17 protein-coding genes are annotated in these 18,978 nt (G+C 45.8%); 5 read left to right on the forward strand and 12 right to left on the reverse strand.

The features are described from left to right. Positions 1 to 26 precede the first annotated feature (26 nt). The 3 genes from RLO19_RS01755 to RLO19_RS01765 all read right to left on the reverse strand — a co-directional run bounded on the left by RLO19_RS01755 (position 27) and on the right by RLO19_RS01765 (position 3,496). On the reverse strand, positions 27 to 1,151 hold the full coding sequence (locus tag RLO19_RS01755; protein WP_446353314.1) for an RNA-guided endonuclease InsQ/TnpB family protein: 1,125 nt from the start codon (positions 1,149 to 1,151) through the stop codon (positions 27 to 29). A 540-nt stretch (positions 1,152 to 1,691) separates the two neighbouring features. Continuing rightward, positions 1,692 to 2,339: a Crp/Fnr family transcriptional regulator gene (locus tag RLO19_RS01760; RefSeq protein WP_446353284.1), complete on the reverse strand. Its 648-nt coding sequence runs from the start codon at positions 2,337 to 2,339 to the stop codon at positions 1,692 to 1,694. Between the two features lie 134 nt (positions 2,340 to 2,473). Further along, positions 2,474 to 3,496, reverse strand: coding sequence for a CHAD domain-containing protein (locus tag RLO19_RS01765; protein ID WP_446353286.1), 1,023 nt, complete (start codon positions 3,494 to 3,496; stop codon positions 2,474 to 2,476). A 1,189-nt stretch (positions 3,497 to 4,685) separates the two neighbouring features. Here RLO19_RS01765 and RLO19_RS01770 point away from each other — a divergent pair. After that, entirely contained in the window at positions 4,686 to 5,738 is a 1,053-nt protein-coding gene (locus tag RLO19_RS01770) for a pentapeptide repeat-containing protein (RefSeq protein ID WP_446353288.1), read from the forward strand. 8 nt (positions 5,739 to 5,746) lie between these two features. Here RLO19_RS01770 and RLO19_RS01775 read toward each other — a convergent pair whose 3' ends face one another. After that, complete coding sequence (locus RLO19_RS01775) at positions 5,747 to 5,956, reverse strand: hypothetical protein (RefSeq protein ID WP_446353290.1); 210 nt, start codon at positions 5,954 to 5,956, stop codon at positions 5,747 to 5,749. A gap of 197 nt (positions 5,957 to 6,153) precedes the next feature. Between RLO19_RS01775 and RLO19_RS01780 the strand changes: the two genes are divergently transcribed. Then, complete coding sequence (locus tag RLO19_RS01780; protein WP_446353292.1) at positions 6,154 to 6,312, forward strand: hypothetical protein; 159 nt, start codon at positions 6,154 to 6,156, stop codon at positions 6,310 to 6,312. A gap of 165 nt (positions 6,313 to 6,477) precedes the next feature. Here the strand turns inward: RLO19_RS01780 and glmS are convergent, their stop codons facing one another. Both glmS and psaC read right to left on the reverse strand, forming a co-directional pair. Continuing rightward, positions 6,478 to 8,430, reverse strand: coding sequence for a glutamine--fructose-6-phosphate transaminase (isomerizing) (gene glmS, locus RLO19_RS01785; RefSeq protein ID WP_446353294.1), 1,953 nt, complete (start codon positions 8,428 to 8,430; stop codon positions 6,478 to 6,480). Positions 8,431 to 8,722: 292 nt separating this feature from the next. Next, complete coding sequence (gene psaC / locus RLO19_RS01790) at positions 8,723 to 8,968, reverse strand: photosystem I iron-sulfur center protein PsaC (protein ID WP_006616272.1); 246 nt, start codon at positions 8,966 to 8,968, stop codon at positions 8,723 to 8,725. 436 nt (positions 8,969 to 9,404) lie between these two features. On the opposite strand from psaC, the gene RLO19_RS01795 reads away from it, so the two are divergent. Further along, on the forward strand, positions 9,405 to 9,710 hold the full coding sequence (locus RLO19_RS01795; RefSeq protein WP_446353296.1) for a DUF3288 family protein: 306 nt from the start codon (positions 9,405 to 9,407) through the stop codon (positions 9,708 to 9,710). A gap of 56 nt (positions 9,711 to 9,766) precedes the next feature. Here RLO19_RS01795 and RLO19_RS01800 read toward each other — a convergent pair whose 3' ends face one another. Next, entirely contained in the window at positions 9,767 to 11,170 is a 1,404-nt protein-coding gene (locus tag RLO19_RS01800; protein WP_446353298.1) for an MlaD family protein, read from the reverse strand. A 268-nt stretch (positions 11,171 to 11,438) separates the two neighbouring features. Here RLO19_RS01800 and RLO19_RS01805 point away from each other — a divergent pair, with 268 nt between their 5' ends. Then, the gene (locus RLO19_RS01805) at positions 11,439 to 12,698 is read left to right on the forward strand and encodes an RNA-guided endonuclease InsQ/TnpB family protein (RefSeq protein WP_446353300.1); all 1,260 of its coding nucleotides are present in this window, start codon (positions 11,439 to 11,441) and stop codon (positions 12,696 to 12,698) included. Between the two features lie 50 nt (positions 12,699 to 12,748). Here the strand turns inward: RLO19_RS01805 and RLO19_RS01810 are convergent, their stop codons facing one another. The 5 genes from RLO19_RS01810 to RLO19_RS01830 form a co-directional block, all read right to left on the reverse strand. After that, entirely contained in the window at positions 12,749 to 13,531 is a 783-nt protein-coding gene (locus RLO19_RS01810; protein ID WP_446353302.1) for an ABC transporter ATP-binding protein, read from the reverse strand. A gap of 360 nt (positions 13,532 to 13,891) precedes the next feature. Continuing rightward, complete coding sequence (gene bchI / locus RLO19_RS01815; protein WP_446353304.1) at positions 13,892 to 14,986, reverse strand: magnesium chelatase ATPase subunit I; 1,095 nt, start codon at positions 14,984 to 14,986, stop codon at positions 13,892 to 13,894. A gap of 109 nt (positions 14,987 to 15,095) precedes the next feature. Continuing rightward, positions 15,096 to 16,061, reverse strand: a complete 966-nt coding sequence (locus RLO19_RS01820; RefSeq protein ID WP_446353306.1) for a hypothetical protein — start codon at positions 16,059 to 16,061, stop codon at positions 15,096 to 15,098. Between the two features lie 8 nt (positions 16,062 to 16,069). Further along, positions 16,070 to 17,110, reverse strand: a complete 1,041-nt coding sequence (locus tag RLO19_RS01825) for a hypothetical protein (protein ID WP_446353308.1) — start codon at positions 17,108 to 17,110, stop codon at positions 16,070 to 16,072. A 129-nt stretch (positions 17,111 to 17,239) separates the two neighbouring features. After that, entirely contained in the window at positions 17,240 to 17,899 is a 660-nt protein-coding gene (locus RLO19_RS01830; RefSeq protein WP_446353310.1) for an Npun_F0813 family protein, read from the reverse strand. Between the two features lie 629 nt (positions 17,900 to 18,528). Here RLO19_RS01830 and iscB point away from each other — a divergent pair. Beyond that, positions 18,529 to 18,978: RNA-guided endonuclease IscB (iscB, locus tag RLO19_RS01835; RefSeq protein ID WP_446353312.1), on the forward strand; the 450-nt coding region annotated here is incomplete at its 3' end.

Consider the following 18,978-nt stretch of genomic DNA (forward strand, 5'->3'; position numbering starts at 1 on the left):
TTGGGGTCTGCATTCCACCTGTTTCATTACTTACTTGAGGCGTGACCGGACTCCGAAGAGTCTTTTCCATGAGGGCATGGGGTGTGAATCCCATGGGGGAGTCGGCTCCCCGTACTAAACGACCTTTTCAGGTCGCGCAGGTTTATTCCTAGCTGTGTGGCTACTTTCGTGATTATGTTTGCCGCCCCATTGCAGTCGGCATTAATCAATTGACCGCCAGATGTTCTATAAAGTCCACGTTTCACTCTTGTACCCGATGGTGTCCATCCTACGGGTTTTTCACCGTGCTTCGGTAGTGAATCACCATCCAAGAATGACGCTTGACTTGTATAAGCTTCCTCTGTCAAGGTCAATATAATCCCGTATTCCTCGCAAAGCTGCTTGAGACGCTCAATCAGCCTGCCCGTGGGGATGGGCATGAAGTTTTGATTACCCCGTTTGCCCATTTGGGGGCTATGCTTGTGCCCCTCGTTCCAGCCAATAACCAGATTGCCGATCCCGTCAGCCAAACACCGATTAACGATGAACCGTGCCGCTTTATTGATGGCGTCCCTCATTTGGTTATTCCGCTTGCGCTGTACCCGGTCTAGGTTACCATCCCAATAGAATTCGGGCTTACCCTGTTTGTACTTAGCTACCAAGCGGCAATAGCCCTGATTCATTGACTTGAGCTTGCACCCATCAACAATTAGGCTCTTCCCTTGGGTTGATACTCCAGTTAACCAATTGGTGCCGCCGTGGTCAAACCCCCAGGCTTGAGAGTAATCCAGATTGAGGTTGACTTTGACTGGTTTTTTCCCGTCGTCTATCACCCAATCAAGCCAAAACTCACCAAGCCAAGGACGAATCGTTACTTCTTTGACCCAATCCGAGTCAATGAATTCTGGTAATGGTAGCGGGTTAAGTTTAAGTTCCTTGTCTAACTCCGGGTAAGTCGTGCGACACCTGTAAAGCTTCCAGCCACACCGGAATTCATCGCTCCGCCAATAAAAGGCAAGAGCATTGGGCTGTTTTTCCCTCCACTGATAATGAGTCTGCCTGGTGTAATAAATCGCACAATTAATTAGGCTATTTGCGTTTTGACACTGGTTCACCCAATAGGCTTTCTCTTCATCCGCAAACTTGGCTTTAATCGGAATAGTTCGATACAGTTCAATCACCTCCTTTGTTGCTTTCTATTGTACAATAAAAAGGCAAGTTAATGCCACGAAACGCCAGGTTAAAACCTGGTTTAAAGCTTTCATCCCCTGCTTAAAAGACGGGGGTTCTCAGCTTCAGTTATGATAGTAGGGGTATTCTCGCCAGAGCGGGATAAACGATCGCTACATCCATGAAATCAAGTGGGTTATTTTTTGTCATGGAATGCCTAAATTTCCCTGACGGTGGCGTTCTCTGGCGTTCAGTCCGAGAAGATATAGCAGTTGACTTAAAAAAAAATTTATCCTTCGTCTTGGGAAGACGCAGGGCACAATCATGGATTCAACAGGGGGGTTTGGGTAATAAATCTGTAGAGGTGTCCAATGATTTATAGCGCTTCGCTAGGCGTGTATTTACACATTAGAGAGGGATGCTTGATCAGGAGGGATTTAGAACAATTGTACTGTAACTACGCGAGAGCGAACTGCTATAGTTACAGTTACTCAGCCCTGACCCGATCCCCAACTTCTGCAAGAAGTTGGGGATCTAATTCCTTACCACTCAGCAATATTTTTAAAGCTACCTTGTTTAACAATAATGTGGCGATTGCTATCAAAGCTAATCTTGCCCTGATTTTTTAACTTGTTCAAGAGTCGGGTGACGGTAACACGAGTCGTACCGATGGCATTGGCAAGGTTTTGGTGAGTCATGCGTATCTTCAAACGAGTCCCTTCGGGTACAGGGTGACCCATTTCCTGTTGCATCAACAGCAACAAGTGTTGTAAACGATCTTCAACTCGACGCTGACCCGCGATGGCTAGGAGTGCCTCACTTTGGCGTATCCGGTGTATAACTTGCGGTAATATTACCTGAGCCAATCGAGGTGAAGCATTAATCTCTTCTAAAGAAAACCAAATCAGATGCACGTCAGACAATGCTATAGCTTGGTAAGCACTCAGTAGAGAAAACCAACGACCAAAAAACATTGAAGGTTCTGCCCAACCAAGCCACACCTCTTCTCCATTTTGGCAAAGAGTACTCAGCTGAACTACTCCTAGAGAGACTTGCCAAACTCCTTGAGCAATTATGGGAATTTTGTCCCCTTTAGCATAAAAATGCAATCGACGTGAATCTTGGAGTTCGGCTTGACCAAAAGATTGAGTCGGGTTTACGTCCAAAACGGCTCTGGAAGTTGGAATCATGAGCTGCAACTCTCTCCAGCCAGATTTTCACAAGCTGGTATAGCAGGGCAGCTCTACTATAAGCAATCAAGGTAAAGGCTCGGTAATCAAAAGATTAAGTCAATTAAATATTTTATTTTTATGAGGTATTTATTCTAGTTGTCATGTTGTGTGTCTTCGACACTAACAGGTGAGGGATAAGTTGTGGTGGTAAGCGGGTGTACAACGATTAGACGCAAGTCCTGGCGGGTTTCGGGATGGAGATATCGTTCCTGGAGCGTTCGCCATTCCTGCCATAATTGATAACGATTGCCACTCAACTCCTCTACTAGGGTTGGTAGTTCCTTCTTAATTTCTAAGTGTAGACAATCCGATAGAAATTCTGCCAAGACGAAACTATCTTGAATTTGCCCCAAAGTACCCTGAATAGATTTAATCTCTTTCACATAATCCTGATAGGGCGTATCATAAAATTCAGTAAATAATTCCATTTGATAGCGCACTCGTTTAGCTTGTTTCCGCAAACTGTGCAACACTGAACTCTGGCTACTTAAGAGTTCAACGACATTCTCTAAACTCAAATCCTGAGCCACCTGCTTCTGTCCGTCTGAGAATTCTACGCCCATCAACCATGCGGGGTGGAGGAAAAACTGACTCACAAACGGTAACAGTAAGTCAGGCAAAATCTGATCAATGGGAAATTCGGCAAAAATTCCGTAAGTCGGCGTCTGTAACCAATCTTGAAATGCCAGTTTCATTTCCTGATAGGGTTTGTCTTTGAGGGTTTTCTGAACCTGAACTAAGACATGGTGACGCCGCTTTGCTAAGGTGGCTAATACTTTTTTGCCGATTTTTTGTTCAGAGTTGGGCAAAGTGGGCAGATACTGATTTTGCAGCGCATCTTGCATGATGTCTAAATCCCGCAGTTGTCCCAGCCGTCGCGCTACTTTAGTAATCTTTTTCTCCCTAGCGGCTTTGGGTAATACCAAGGCAGGCTCAAAACCTTTCACTACTGTTCGTAACCGTCGCATCCCTACACGCATTTGGTGTAGCGCTTCAGGATCTTTATCCTTGAGAACATCAGTTTCATACTGAATGGTTCTCTGGAAATGTTTTTCAATAGCTAGATAAGCCCAATAGCCCAAGAGCTTTGGGTTTGATGAGGGAGTGGTTATCATCTGTATGGTGTGCGGTAGACATCCGGCACGTTTGCCCCTAGGGAACAACATAGGGGTAAACGTTTGTTTTTCTGAAAATTTGTATCATGATATCATACCATACTCGTGACTAAAAAATTGTTATCTCCACTACCTAATGACAGGAAAGTGAACATCTGGGGGATGATTTGTGATCGGAATCGGCTGCCTCGGCAAATTTTGCCATGAATCATACCTTGCCGGATCTGGCATCTAAGGATTATCTTTAAAGGATGAGTTGTCTCAACATGGCTTCTTGCCATCCTTTGGGCTAATCAAAGTCAGCCTTTTGGCGACGTATAGTCTGAGGGGATCTCGAATCGGGAGACAGATGGCTATTTAAGGAAGCCCTTTGATCACGACTGACAATTGGGCGATCAGTTACAAACAACTAGCTAACGCAATCCAACTCCAACGGTATGACGCCTCCTCAAGACTTGGGAGCAGCAGTAAAATTCACTAGGGCATTAGCAACCAGCGACTTTTCTAGCTTAATGCCCAGACCTGGTTGGCATGAAAACTCATCGTCAGGAAAAGGCTTTTTGTAGCGGTGGGAATAACTAATATCAGCGAGCAGTTATCTCCTAGTTGATGCTCAGGATATTGATTATCTTTATATCTCTTAAACCGCGTTTACATTCAAAACCGTAGTTTTCCCCTGAGAAAAAACTCCAGTTTTCTCAATGGACGAGGTTGAGATGAGGTATTCGCTGATCACTTATTTATACCGCACTGACCTCAGAGATTGGTAGAAACAAAACCGTGAATTGGCGATGAGTTATACCTATTATTTCTGCTTTAGTTATGCCAAATTTTGGAGGTGATAAAAACGGATTCGCCACAAGCTGATTTATGTTCATAAATTTGAATTAAAAACGACAGTTTGATGAATCAATAACGATTGGTATATCGAATTAGTCCAGAAACTGTGGCATCCATTATCTAAGCGTTTTATCGGGAGATGGAATTAACTGAAATCTAGATTCCAACCCTAAACTGAACAAATTTACCATTTTTTAGACTGCCCATTTATTGAGGGCAATTTTATATTTTTTTGGATTCATCCATGATTTTATTTATGGAGAAGGTGAATCCTAATTTATAGAATGCAAGTTGACACCATAATGGATAGCCTGTAGCCAAACCAAAGCCATAAAACCAGGCAGTTTTTATGAAATCAATTCAATGTTTAAGTAAATCCCAACTTCTGAGTTTGCACGAAACGGGAGAACGAAATTTTTCCGGAGTTAATTTGATGGGAACCGATTTAACTGAAGCGAATCTGAGTCGCATTAATTTGAGTGCTGCCCATTTGCAGCGAGCTAATTTAGCCAAAGCTAAACTGATTGGTGTTCAGCTTAAGGATGCAGATTTAAGCAAAGCTAATCTTAAGAACGCACTATTGATTGAAGCCACGCTTTGCCAAGCTAATATGACTGCTGCAATTTTCCGGGAAGCTGATTTGAGTGGTGCGATTTTCAGTGGCGCTACCCTAATCGACGCGGATTTGCGACATGCTACATTAATTGGCACCAGTTTCATCGATGCCAAAATGAAACGAGCCAAACTGGCAAAGGCAAACTGTACGGGAGCCACCTTCAGTCGTGCTAGTCTCAAAGCCGCCGATTTGAAGGGTGCTACGTTAAATCGAGCCATTCTCAGCGAAGCCGACTTAAGGGGAGCTAACCTGACGGGCGCTTACTTAATTCGAGCCTATTTACATCGGGTAGATTTGCGAGATGCTAATTTGACAGAGGCTGACTTGAGTGATGCAAATCTCAAGGGCGCTGATCTGAGTCATGCCAATTTGTCAAGGGCTGACTTGAGTGGTGCGAATCTGAGTCAAGCGAATCTTACGGGGGCTAATCTGACTGACGCCCACTTGCCAAACGCGAATCTCAGTCTCGCCAATCTGAGTGGATTGCTCCTCAAAAAAGCCAATTTGCAGAGCGCCCAACTCAGCAAAGCCAACCTGAACCGAGCTAATTTATATAAAGCCAATTTGTCAGGGGCTAATTTGCTAGAGGCAAACTTAGACCATGCTAACTTAGCTCAGTCAAATCTAAAGCGAGCGGGTTTACTTCTGGCTTATTTAACTAATGCTAACTTGAGTCATGCTAATCTCAAGGGGGCTAACTTAATTGGCGCGAATTTAATGGGAGCGGATTTAAGTAATGCTTCCTTAGCCGGAACTATCATGCCCAATGGTAGGATACACTCCTAGAGCGTCCTCTAAACCGAGGTGGATTCCAGAATTTGAAGCAATCCATGTCGGACGCCATAAAAAACTCGCTCAATGAGAATTCGTTCATGCTCCTTTAAACTATCTTTATAAAGTAAAGCACAGTTTAAAAATTGCTGGTCGGAGGGGGTGATGAAGCGATTCATTAAAATTTGAGTCACTAAATCTTCGATATTTGTATGAGGCAGAGTAACGTTCATTGACTTCAGAAATATTAAATTCTTTTTGTTGTCATAATTATGAATGATTTTCTATGTCAATCTTGTGATCGTTCTAAAATATAGTTTGTGATTTTTCTAAAAAGCAAATCGTGATCTGTGATCAAGTTATGTAGTGATATAGGTCACAAATGAGAGAAAATCTAAACTGGGAAGTAGCGATCGCAGGTGGGTGAGGAATGGTGGGAATTCCCTGTGAGAGAGGGGACTTGGCTGGAAAAGGCGCGATCGCAACCTTAACAACACCAGTCCACTCATTAGGTAAACCCGCCCTCTACTCAACCGGAAAGAGGGCGGGTTTAATTAAGTTATCAGTTTTTGCCAAAGGTTATCGGTGAAACCCGCCCCTACAGACGCGCCATAATACGTCTCCACATCTTTATAATAAGAATAATTAGCTGAACTCACAAGGCTCGAATATCTTAATTTTATGTGCTAGTTCAGCGGGAATTCAAAAATAGCTAATTATTCTCTTTCTTGATCTGGAACATAACGTTTGGCAGTTATTCCACCGTGACTGATTTTGCCAAATTCCTAGGTTGATCCACATCTAAACCCCGTCGCGCCGCAATATGATATGCCAAAAGCTGTAATGGAATCACCGCCAGAATCGGAGAGAGTAATTCCTCGACGACAGGCACTGATAATAAAATATCAAAGGTTTGAGCGGCTTCTGGATCATCCATGGGTGTCACCCCAATCAATCGCGCATCCCTTGCTTTGGCTTCTTGGGCATTGGATAGCACCTTTTCATATACAGTACCAGGCATCGCGATCGCAACCACGGGAACTTTGGCATCCAATAGGGCAATCGGTCCGTGTTTCATCTCCCCCGCCGGATACCCTTCAGCGTGAATATAGCTAACTTCCTTAAGTTTCAGCGCCCCTTCTAAGGCAATGGGAAAATTAATTCCGCGCCCTAAAAAGATAAAATCTTGAGTTTCGGCAAACTCAGTGGCTAACTCTCCAATATAATGCTCCTGACTGGATAGGACTAATTCAATCTGGGAGGGAAGTTGGCGCAACCCTTCAATAATTTCGGCAATCCGCGACGGGGGTAGAGTTTGGCGTCGATAGGCTAAATCTAGGGCTAAACAGTAAAATGTCACTAACTGGGTGACAAAAGTTTTAGTGGCGGCGACACCGATTTCCATTCCGGCATAAGTTTCAATAATATGCGGTACTAAATGCGCCAGGGAACTTTCTGAACGATTGGTAATCCCCACCAATCGCGGCTGATACTCTACTCCTAAACCACTGCGTCGCCGTGTTTCCATCTCTAACGCGGCTAAGGTATCAGCAGTTTCTCCGGATTGGGTGACGCCAATGGTGAGGGTATTGCGCGTCAGAGGTGAGGGGGCATAGCGGAATTCTGAGGCATATTGTACCATCGTGGGAATTCCGGCTAATTGTTCTAACAGGTATTTCCCCACCAGACTGGCGTGCCAACTGGTGCCACATGCCAATATCTGAACCTGTTCTAAGTTCTCATACAAGGATTCGGGAAGTCCCAATTGTATCGGCGTGGTTGTGGATGGGGTTTCTCCGGCGACTTGGTTTTGATCCGGTATTGGGGTAATGCCATCCTTTTCTCCCACAGACCAATTACTGTTAACATAAGCCTCTAAACAGGTTCGCACCACACCCGGTTGCTCGAAAATTTCTTTGAGCATGAAATGACGGAATCCCTGTTTTTCCACTTGTACGGGATTCCAGTTGAGGGTGCGGGGGAATTTGCGAAGACGTTCCCCGTTAAAGTTGTAGACTTCTGCCCCTAGGGGGGTTAACCGTGCTAGTTCCCCATTTTCTAGGTTCAACACCGCATGGGTGTGGGGGACAAGGGCGGGGGTATCGGAGGCGCAGAAGAATTCCCCTTGACCAAATCCTAGGATTAAAGGAGCCTGTTGTCGTGCGACAATGAGTTCATCGGGATAGTCTGCACAAATAAGTGCGATCGCAAACGCACCTTGGAGTTGATTCACCGCTTGGCGCACGGCGTCTAGCAGTGCATTCGGGTTTTGAAAATCAGGGGTTGATGGTTCGGGGAGAAATTCGGCAATCAGGTGGGGAATCACTTCGGTATCCGTATCAGAACGGAATTCATGTCCCCGTTTTTTTAAGTCTTCCCGTAATTCCCGATAGTTTTCCACGATGCCATTTTGCACCACGGCTACGCGATGATGGGTGTCGGTATGGGGGTGGGCGTTGTATTCTTCGGGTTTCCCGTGAGTTGCCCAACGGGTATGCCCAATACCGAGTCTGGCTTGGTTGTCGGTGCGTTCCAGTTTTTCCCGTAAATTATAGAGTTTGCCCTTAGCGCGAACGCACTGAATTTTTCCTTCCCCGACGGTGGCAATTCCTGCAGAATCATAGCCTCGATATTCGAGTCGTTCTAACCCTGCCATTAAAATATCTGTCGCTGCTTGCGTGCCGATATAGCCGACGATTCCACACATTGAACCGCTCCCTCCTCAAACATGATGCCTTAAACATCTTATGCGATTTGACATCCTCCCCACCCTGCTTGCGAGTCGTGGTGGGGATTCCCATTATTACTGACGGGGTTTCCTGGCTGTAGGAGGGACACGACATGTCGTGTCCCTCCCAAATTTGCCTTTTTGTATCTCAATTTACTGAAAAATTGGCAATTCTTGAGTAAGGACACAGCAGCATTACCATGCAAGCGATCGCTTGCATCCTAATGCAGCCATACCCCTACAATGATATAGACTGATTTTCAAGATACCCTTAGTAGGCAAGACCCATACTGCGGGTGGTTTCAGCGCCAAGATAAACTCGAACGCTCAAGAAATCGGTCGGACAAGCGGTTTCGCAGCGCTTGCAACCGATGCAATCTTCGGTACGTGGAGAAGAGGCAATCTGACCAGCTTTACAGCCATCCCAGGGTACCATCTCCAACACATCGAGGGGACAAGCCCGCACACATTGGGTGCAACCAATGCAAGTGTCGTAAATTTTGACGCTATGAGACATAGAATAACGACTCCAAACGAGAGTTATCGGTGATTGATTTAGATATCCTCCCCACGCTAATCCCAATTAGGGATACTCAGGGATTCTAATGGCATACCGTTTACCTGATGACTCAGGTAAGCTGATCACAGCCCCAACTTTTGACAAGCCCCCGTTAATCCCTATTCAGGTTAACGGTAGGTTCTGTGACAGTACGCAATCTATTATTGCAGATGGATCTGCTCACACACGGGCGATCGCTCTCGCCGTCTAATCAAAGATGATCACAGGAGTCTTCTCGCCGATCGCGGTAAAACAGACAATGGATTAAGGCTTAGTTTACCGCAGCCCTCTCATCTGTTTGAGCATTAAGTTACAGAACTTTAAACTCTGTAACATCTGAGGTGAACTGAAAACGGATACATAAAGAATAACGGCACAAAAGTCAAGTTAGATTATGTCATCAATTCTAGAAAACAAAGATCAAAACCATCCGCAAGAAAAGAGCGATCGCGCGATCGTGGATAGTCTATTGAAAATAAAAGCTGATCCGACGGATTACCAGTTGACGGAATTGGCGCGGTTACGGATTCGCTATTCTCGGTTTCCTGGCGCTAGGGAGATTCAACAGGGGCTTGAGCGGATTCTTCAGCAGTGGAATTTGACAGAAGAAGAGTTATTTGAGTTAACCCGTCAAATTCACAGCCAAGGTCAAGTTTACAAGCAACCCCAGTCTGTAGATAGCCAAGATGACTGGACTTAGAATTAAGCTATCATTACATTTATCTGATAGTTGAGACTTTCCATCGCCCCTGACCCTCACTCTGTATCCACCGATTGCTTTTTGGGGATTGGCGGCAATTTTTTCAGGATATGTTGATGGTGATTGAGTCGATGTTCAGACTTAACCAACTCCTCATTAATGGATGCCAGATCATGCTCACGGGATTGATCCACTACCTTAACCGCCGCTGTTGTAATTTCAGCACTGGCGGCTTCTACAACTTGTGCTACTTCGATTTGGTGTTCTAACTGTTCCGTGGAGGAGACAAGTTCACTCAATCCGTTGACTAACTCTTTGAGATTTTCACGGAACCTAGGATCACCAGTTAAATCTTCCAAATCTGATGTAATCTTTTGCGTATTTTCAAAGGTTACCCGTGCTGAGTCTAATAGCTGTTGCAATACTATAGCAGTGCTGGGACTGTCCAACGAATTAGAGAGATCGCGCAAATCAGCAGATACCTCAGTCGCATTAGCGGAGAGGGTAGCTAAATTTTCGGAGGCGGTTTCAACGTTTTCGATGATGTTGCTGATATCCGCTTGATCGACTCGTGCATTCACTAAATCAATAGTCGTGTTGACATTTTCTAGGGTAGGTTTCAAGTCGCCTAACAGAACGCGCAACTGATCGCTGCTTTCACTAACACTGGCTAAAGTTCCGCCTAAAACCGCCCGATTTCTGCTGACTAAATCATTCGTTGAGGCAATTAATCGATTGAGTTGCACGGCTGTCTGGCTAAATTGATCCGCCGTATTGCCAATGCGTTGAGTCGTCTGGGTAGCCGCCGTCGTAATCGCATCAGACGCCTGAGAAAAGCCGCCGACTTCTTGGCGCACGGAACGAGATAATAAGGATAATTCACCCGCAAGTTGAGCGATGCCACTGGCGGCGAGGGAGGCATTTTGGGCGAGATCGTTAATATTATTAAAAAATTGGGGATCGGTGTAGATGGTGGTTAAGCGCTCAGTATTGCGGAGAAGTTCAACAAAGCTCACCCCAATCTCACCCTGAATCCGCTCACCGCTACAAATAATCACATCCGAATTACATTCAGGATTCAGAGGTTCCATCGACTGGATATTAGGGGAAAATTCCCGAAGTGGGGTAATGTCTACCGAGGTTTCACCAATTAAACCTGATTGATTGGCTTCAATGGCGACATCCTCTGGGATCACTAAGTCTTCTGATTCAATTTCGATGATGACATCAACGCCATTGGTTGTGGCTTGAATATCCGTAATGTTGCCCACATCAACCCCGCGATAGCGCACAGTGGCACCTTCTTTCATCCCGGCGACGTCAGGAAAGTTAACGACAAAGCTGTAACTGCGATCGCCAAACTTCAAACCCCGAATCCAAACCACCAAGCCGACAAACACTGCCAATCCAACTAGAATTAATAAGCCAACGGAGCCTTCTCGAACGGTTCGCGATCGCATGGTTTCTCCTCACTGTACCCTTAAGTGGTGAATTGAGGGGCATTTGCCTGGATAGACGGTAATGACAAATGACCGATCAAGCCCTTGCCTTTATCTTACCAGGGGGTTTGGGGGAGTTGTCAGACCCACGCTGTAATTTTATTCAGCGTTGGGATACACAACTCCCCCAAGTTAATTTAGGTGGATCGATGTCACCCAAATTAACATTTAACGGTGTTGCGTTAGCCTGTAAATGTTGTATAATCAGTATATGCACCAATAAACACCGATGCTGACACTTAACTATTGCTACCGCATCTATCCAGACGCGAATCAACAGGAAATCCTCCTTGATTGGATGGAGATTTGCCGGAAAGCGTACAACTACGCTCTTAGGCAAATCAAAGATTGGTGCAATAGTAGAAAGTGTATAATCGATAGATGCTCTATCGAAAAAGAGTACATCATCCCGGCTGATGCTCTGTTCCCCAACGAAACCAGTCAGCTTAATAAGTTGCCCAAGGCAAAGAAGGAATTCCCTCGATTGAGCGAAGTTCCTTCTCAGGTTCTCCAGCAAGCTATTAAACAACTGCACAGGGCTTGGAAACACTTCCAACACAGAGGGTTTGGTTTTCCCAGATTCAAAAAGGTTGGGCAGTTCAAATCGTTACTGTTTCCTCAGTTCAAGGAAAATCCGGTAACAAAGGAGCATATATTGCTACCCAAGCTGGGGATAATCCCAATTACTCTGCACCGTCCTATCCCCTCTGGATTCACGGTGAAACAGGTTCGTATTATCAGGAAAGCCGATAAATGGTACGCCTCTATCAATATTCAGTGTGATGTCTGTGTCCCAGACCATAAACCACATGGGTATCCCATCGGTGTTGATATTGGGTTAGAGAAGTTTTTAGCAACTTCTGAAGGCACTCTTGTAAAACCTCCCAGGTTTTTTGCACAGCTACAAGGCAAGTTGAAATTACTGCAACGCAGGCTAAGCAGGAAACAAAAGAGGTCAAAAAATTACGAGAAAGCCCGAATTAAGGTGGCTCTATTACACCACAAAATCGACAACACTCGCAAAGACTTCCATTTCAAACAAGCTCATGCCTTGTGCGATGAGGGTGACATGATCTTCATGGAAGACCTTGATTACCGCATCACCGCTAAAGGGTTCCTGGGAAAACAGATGTTAGATGGTGGCTTTGGTCAGTTCCGTGCCATCACTGAGTACATCTGCTTCAAACGTGGAAAGTTCTTTGCTGTTGTCGATGCTAGAGGCACATCAGGGGAGTGTCCTAATTGTGGTGGTGAAGTCAAAAAAGACCTGAGTGTAAGGATTCATCAATGTCCGAATTGTAACTATACGACGGACAGAGATGTTGCCAGTGGTCAGGTGATTAGAAATCGAGGGATAACCCTCATTAGTACTGTCGGGCAGACAGGAATGGAAACTGCCTGTGAAGTCGGTCTACTCGGGACGAAGGGAACTTCGTCTAGGCAAGTGGCGAAACCCCGTAAGGGAACAAGCAGGAAAGCTAAGTCGTGAGGCTTCCAAGCCTACACCGAATCAAGATTACGGTGTAGGAGGATGTCACCCTAACCAACCACCTGAATCGGTCCGCTAGTACTGGCACTAAAAAATTGTCGCACCAGAGGATTATCGGTTGTATCAATCTCGCTGATATGACCTTGCCACTGTACCTTGCCTTTGTAGAGAAAAACAACTCGGTCTGTGGTATTGCGAATGGTACTCTCTTGGTGAGTCACCATAACATGAGTCTTACATCCGCCTTGAGCACATTGAAGTTGACGGACTAAATCCTCAATCACAGTAGAAGCGATGGGGTCAAGTCCAGCAGTCGGTTCATCGTAGAGTAAGATTTCTGGGTTATCTTGAGGATTATCGGGGTTGGTCATAATTGCCCGGGCAAAACTCACCCGCCGACGCATCCCCCCTGAGAGTTCAGCCGGATACTGATCACCAATTCCGGGTAACCCCACCATCTCTAGCTTTTCATCCACCAATTCCCGAATCCGCTCCTCAGACAGTTTAGAATGCTGGTAGAGGAAAAACCCCACATTTTCACGCACGGTGAGCGAGTCAAACAGAGCGGACTGCTGAAACACCATACCGATGCCTATTGGGTCTTTGGCATCTTCAATTAAACCCGAACGCTTTTGTCCTTGCACATAGATTTCACCTGCATCCAGTGGCATTAGACCCGCCATCATGCGTAGAATTGTAGACTTACCCGTTCCAGACGGTCCAATGATACCTAAGGCTTCACCCTGATAAATGGTCAGATCAACATTATCCAGGATAACGTTACCCCCAAAGGACTTGGATACTCCCTTTAGTTCAATCAGTGGTTCTTTCATAAGGAACTGTGGTTCATCCCATGAATTGGGAGGGGTAAAGCCGTTTCAACCTGTTCGCGGGAGTCTGGGTTGACATCCTCACAGCCATAGAAGTGGGGTGATTCCTACCAGTCGAACAGTTTTAATTTTGTCCGACTACTTACAATTAGCGATCGCGATCATGATTAACCTCGTTCCTACTGTCTTAGCGCAGGATCGTGCTACATGAGAACAAACACATCTTTATTTTGAGTAAGGGCGGGTTTTGTGTAAATGTTATCGGTATTTCATCTAAGGAAAGCATCTAAACCTCCCCCTACAGTAAATTTTCTCCCTATCCATCCCCACCGTCTAGTGCGGTGGGGATGGGCAGGGAGTTCATTAACGAGAACCACTCGCTGCCATAGCTGAATCCGCTTCTGATTCTGCCTCCAACCCAAATACACGACAGAAGGCTTTTTGCACTTTATAGCCTGAGTCAATCGACTCCAAGGGGTCTTTCCGCAAGCGGTGACGCAAGCATAACGTAATCACCCGACGAATATCATCGACTGTGACTTCCGTGCGCCCTTCAAAAGCAGCCAGAGCTTTGGCAGCACGGTTGGTGACAATATCCCCTCGCAATCCATCGACATCCAATTCTGAGCAAACCTCAGAAATATTCACCCGCAAGTCATAGTCCATTTCAACCTGGGGCAGTTGTGTCTGGGCGCTGACGATTTGCTGCTGCAAAGTCTCTTGGGACGCTTGGTGTTCTTTGATGTAATCCAATGGATTTTTGTCAAACGCCGCCCGTTCCTCCACAATTTTGACCCGCAGGGCTGGCTCTTTGACGGTGCGGATTTCCGCGTGCATACCAAAGCGATCAAGGAGTTGCGGACGCAGTTCTCCTTCTTCCGGGTTGCCAGAACCTACTAACACAAAACGAGCCGGATGGCGAATAGAAATGCCTTCTCGTTCGACTGTATTCCAGCCACTGGCAGCCGAGTCTAATAGCACATCAACTAGGTGATCGTCAAGTAAATTAACTTCATCCACATAGAGGATTCCGCGATTGGCTTTGGCTAACAGTCCGGGTTCAAAGGCTTTCACCCCTTCGGCTAATGCCTTTTCAATATCAATCGTGCCGCACACTCGGTCTTCAGTTGCCCCTAAAGGCAGATCAACCATCGGTACTTTTTTCTTAACGGTTGGAGCCGATTCTACTCCTCCATTACTATTCATCCACTCGGGTTCGTTGGGATCACTATTGAAGGGATCGTCGGCAACCACCTCAATTTCCGGCAACAAGTCAGCCAACGCCCGAATGGTGGTGGACTTACCCGTACCGCGATCGCCCATAATCATCACCCCACCAATTTTGGGGTCAATGACATTCAGCAGGAGAGCCAGCTTCATTTCTTCCTGACCCACAATGGCAGTGAACGGAAAAACGACGCGGCGAGCAGTCTTAGGGGCTTGGGCAGTCAGACTCACTTTGATTACCTGATAACCGATCTTCTAAATCACGCCTTTTATTGTGCCACAGAGGAGCCAATTTGTAGGGGCGGGTTTTACTGAGAACGTTTTGGAGACACCTCTGTCCCTATTCCAGCAACGGTGCTGCCAATAAGGAATAAACCTGACCATCAATCAAAAGGCGGGTAATTCCTTTGGCTTGTAGATAAGAACAGGTTTTCTGTAACATTTGCCCATCAGGAACTTTGATCACGCGCTGGGAACGGTTGGAAAAACGTCGTGCTACCCGATGATTATCAAAAACTGGCAAAGTTTGTTGCTGGACTTCCTCAGCCGGAATACGTCCCAAGTCACTAAATTCTCGCAGAGGTCGCGCAATTAACTCGGCTGCCCGGTCTATCACTAAATAACAGGGTTTTGGAAAAGAAGCTTGCGAAAGGGGTAATACCTGAACATTTACACCACTGGGGACATAAGTCGTGGTCAGAGGTTCTGGAGTAGCAATATCTTCCTCGTCTTCGTCCCAATCCTCATCTAAATCCTCATCTAAATCCATTAAATCTTCATCATCCAGCAACTTCTCTAAGGGGTTGGTTTCTACCTGCTCTATCTCTTCAATCAGGTCTTCTGAGTCTTCTGTATACCTTTGAGCTTCTGTGCGATTAAAGTCCAGAGGCAACTCACCTTGTTTTGCCGTGGACTCTATATCCAATTGATCGACGACAGAAGAACGCCTGCGCCGCCGACGTTGATTTGGATACTCAGATACTGACGATTCATCTTCTGATTCTTCGTCTTCTGATTCTATCGAGGGTTGGGGAGAGGGAGTAACCGAAAATTTAGGTTCAATCCGTTCCAATAGCTTGGGTTTTGGCTTCGCCCCTGATGTACCCGTCCCTGGCGTGCGATTGGCTCGCTTTTGCTGGATGAGTGTTTCATAGTCTGACTCTAACAAACTGCTTTTGAGCAGGCGGCTAATCGTTGAATTACTTACACCATAACGATCAGCCAGGGTTGAGGTGGTCTCTTCTGGCCGTCGATATAAGTTCAAAATATCTTTTTTGTCGGTTTCAGTTAGTTTTCTGGGACTCATAGCTAATTTTAAGTTCGCCGACGTGGACTGCGGCGAGAACGACTTGATACGTCATATTCCAGGGCAGCGCCTATGGCAAAAAGTACGGCACTAAATATAAAGAAGACGTCCAGGAGACCTCCACTTTCATATTCCTGACCACGAGCCTTAGCCAGAGCATCATAAACTTTAAACCCCATATCCGCAATGTAGAGGGAAAACGTTGCCGCTGCAATCATTCGCCATGATTGGGCAAAGCGCCCCCCCCAAAATGCTAACAAAAGTGTTGAGGCAATGATGAGTAGGAAGACATCGAAAACGATGTAGACAAAATTCAACGTTCTAGAGAGGGGACTTAGTGCTTTGTCCAGGGAAATCACCCAACTGGGCAAGTTTGTGGCTTCTGGAGCCTCAGCTGGAGGCGTTACAGCTAGTTCAGTTGGGCTAACTGCAACCTGTGGTACGGTAGAGGCAACCAATAGGGGAGATGGTGTTTCTGTTGCTTGCTCAGTTGTCAGCCACAGAGAAGTTTCAGCCTCTGACTCTACCGCTACAGGAGGAGCTAATAAAACCCAAACTGCCAAGGCAATACCCAAAGCGGCGATTAATCCCACCGTTAGCCATTGCTTCCACTCTAAGTTTAAGCGCCTCGGCAGAACGGCTAAAATCATGCCCCAACCAATACAGATATAAGAAATCACATAAAAGAAATCGGCAGGAGATACATCTGGATCAAGACCAAAATATAGCTCCCATATCCCAAATATCAAGTTAGCGATAAAGTAAAAAAACATACCCAAACCGATTCCCAGCCAGACATTGCGTCCACTGGCAATCTGGGGGCTACGCCAATTTCTATAGCAGAGTAAAGCAGCTCCTAAGAAGGGCAAACACTCTAGGATATACGTGCTAAAGGAGTACCAAAAGGGATAATCTTCTCCCGGTGCTTTGACGCTAAACAGTAGAAAAAACAACATGGACACGACTGCCCAAGCAATTCCTGCATAGACGATATTCTGACCGGTCAGTAGGGATTGAGTTCCAGATGACTTATCTACTGAGCTGCTCATAATGCTTTATTTTGAGATCCCTAACAATAGCAATTACACAGTACTTATTCTATAAACCTTAGCGGCTGATGCCCTAAAATGCCATCTTGAGGACTGTCTATGATACATTTATTTATCCAACGTCATCCATTATCGCCACAATTTCCCTAGGGGAGAGGATTTGAGCCACTCCATAAACTGACTTTGCTCAGTTGCTTGCATATCCTGCAAGATATCGCCCACTCCTTCGGCAAAATTCCCATTGCCAAAGTATTCCTTCCCCAAGCGATAGAGTTCCTGCAATAGCGTGATTAGATGGTGTTCTTCCCACGGCGGAACCTGTAGAGTGTTGAGGGGATCGACAGTCAGTAGGTGATTCACGGCTTCTGGCGAATCGGCTTGGGGAAAATGCCATTGTTGAAAGACTTCTGTGATATCCTTCTGAAATAATCCCGCTTGCCTATTCCCGAGCAAATCTTCCACATCGAGGTAAACCGTTTGCAGGAGTAGGAGACAGGCTTGGGTATAGGGAACAATTTTGGTATCTGGACTGCCTTCTGTACCCAGTTGCTCTAGACGGATTTTTCCCCACACACTAAAGCGGTCAGGTTCTTCTAGTAAAACACAAGCTTTTCCCTGATTATCCGTCAAATCTCGCCAAAAGGAGCGGGCTTCTTCTTCCTGATGAGCGCGAAACACGCTAATCAAGCGAAAGGTTTGCCCCTGATAAGTGAGAATCTGGATTTGCTGCTCTCGCTTCGGGTGCTGAATGCTAGAAATTTCAACATCCTGCCTTTTGAGAATAAACATAACACTGGCAAATGACTCCTGACCGGGCTAGGGTGGTGCTATAGGAAGGGCTGGAATTTAATTAACTATCTTGTTTGGGACTTGAGCGAGTGACACAGAAGCACAGCCAGGTTCGTTGGCGCTCTCGCTATTTCCCTAAACTGGCAACTCATCTGTTTTTCGCAGCTAGATACCTCTTCCATGCCCCAAGGTATGGGTGGGGTAGTTGACACAAGTATTGATCCGTTATGTTGGTTTATAGTAGTCTACCTTGACCTTAAGCTGCTTGAGTCTTTAGTTTCCTCAAATATCACCGAAAAGCACCGGGTACACATAAAAACCAATGTCGGTTACAATGCTACATCAACGATATCCTATATTTTTGCTACCCTGAACTAAAGTTAAGTTCAACAGCTATCCGCCTAACACTGGACAAATTTGGACAACACAACCATTCCATTGATGGATAGCCAGTCTCAGCAAACGCTACGTTATTAGGGTCATGGAATCTATGGGTGCTTGCCAGCTCATAGTTTAAAAGCCGTCTAGGTTTAAACAGGTGATTTAGGTATAGCCAGTGACCTAGGCACAACAAGCCTTAATAACATTGACGAGGCACAATTTACCCTGGAAACAGGAGTTTTCGTATTATGCGAGTTTTCGTAATCAACCAAAACTTGGAACCACTCTCTCCTTGCCACCCCGCCAAAGCCAGAAAGCTACTTTCTTGTGGTAAGGCAGCCGTGTGGAAGCGATACCCTTTTACCATCATCATGAAACAGGAGGTGAAAAATCCTGTTGTGAAAGAACATCGATTGAAAATTGACCCCGGTTCCCAAGTAACTGGACTAGCCATCTTAGAAGGAAACCGAGTCGTATTTGCGGCTGAGTTGACCCATCGCGGATTGGCAATAAAAGCAACTCTAGAGAGCCGTCGTGCTATTCGCCGGGGACGCCGGAACCGTCATACTCGATACCGCAAGCCTCGATGCAACCGCAAACGTCCCACCGACTGGTTGGCTCCTAGTCTCCAACATCGGGTAGACACTACTCTAACTTGGGTAAATCGGTTGAGAAAGTTGGCTCCAATTTCTTTTATT

Origin of the sequence: Coleofasciculus sp. G2-EDA-02 (assembly GCF_040226375.1) — a bacterium.
Taxonomy (GTDB): Bacteria; Cyanobacteriota; Cyanobacteriia; order Cyanobacteriales; family Coleofasciculaceae; genus Coleofasciculus.

What these genes read in the sequence shown, in the direction of transcription:
- RLO19_RS01820 (WP_446353306.1), bottom strand. Translation starts at nt 16,061, where the DNA reads ATGAGTCCCAGAAAACTAACTGAAACCGACAAAAAAGATATTTTGAAC.
- RLO19_RS01775 (WP_446353290.1), bottom strand. Translation starts at nt 5,956, where the DNA reads ATGAACGTTACTCTGCCTCATACAAATATCGAAGATTTAGTGACTCAA.
- RLO19_RS01780 (WP_446353292.1), top strand. Translation starts at nt 6,154, where the DNA reads ATGGTGGGAATTCCCTGTGAGAGAGGGGACTTGGCTGGAAAAGGCGCG.
- glmS (WP_446353294.1), bottom strand. Translation starts at nt 8,430, where the DNA reads ATGTGTGGAATCGTCGGCTATATCGGCACGCAAGCAGCGACAGATATT.
- RLO19_RS01800 (WP_446353298.1), bottom strand. Translation starts at nt 11,170, where the DNA reads ATGCGATCGCGAACCGTTCGAGAAGGCTCCGTTGGCTTATTAATTCTA.
- RLO19_RS01795 (WP_446353296.1), top strand. Translation starts at nt 9,405, where the DNA reads ATGTCATCAATTCTAGAAAACAAAGATCAAAACCATCCGCAAGAAAAG.
- RLO19_RS01810 (WP_446353302.1), bottom strand. Translation starts at nt 13,531, where the DNA reads ATGAAAGAACCACTGATTGAACTAAAGGGAGTATCCAAGTCCTTTGGG.
- RLO19_RS01805 (WP_446353300.1), top strand. Translation starts at nt 11,439, where the DNA reads ATGCTGACACTTAACTATTGCTACCGCATCTATCCAGACGCGAATCAA.
- psaC (WP_006616272.1), bottom strand. Translation starts at nt 8,968, where the DNA reads ATGTCTCATAGCGTCAAAATTTACGACACTTGCATTGGTTGCACCCAA.
- RLO19_RS01830 (WP_446353310.1), bottom strand. Translation starts at nt 17,899, where the DNA reads ATGTTTATTCTCAAAAGGCAGGATGTTGAAATTTCTAGCATTCAGCAC.
- RLO19_RS01825 (WP_446353308.1), bottom strand. Translation starts at nt 17,110, where the DNA reads ATGAGCAGCTCAGTAGATAAGTCATCTGGAACTCAATCCCTACTGACC.
- RLO19_RS01765 (WP_446353286.1), bottom strand. Translation starts at nt 3,496, where the DNA reads ATGATAACCACTCCCTCATCAAACCCAAAGCTCTTGGGCTATTGGGCT.
- RLO19_RS01770 (WP_446353288.1), top strand. Translation starts at nt 4,686, where the DNA reads ATGAAATCAATTCAATGTTTAAGTAAATCCCAACTTCTGAGTTTGCAC.
- RLO19_RS01760 (WP_446353284.1), bottom strand. Translation starts at nt 2,339, where the DNA reads ATGATTCCAACTTCCAGAGCCGTTTTGGACGTAAACCCGACTCAATCT.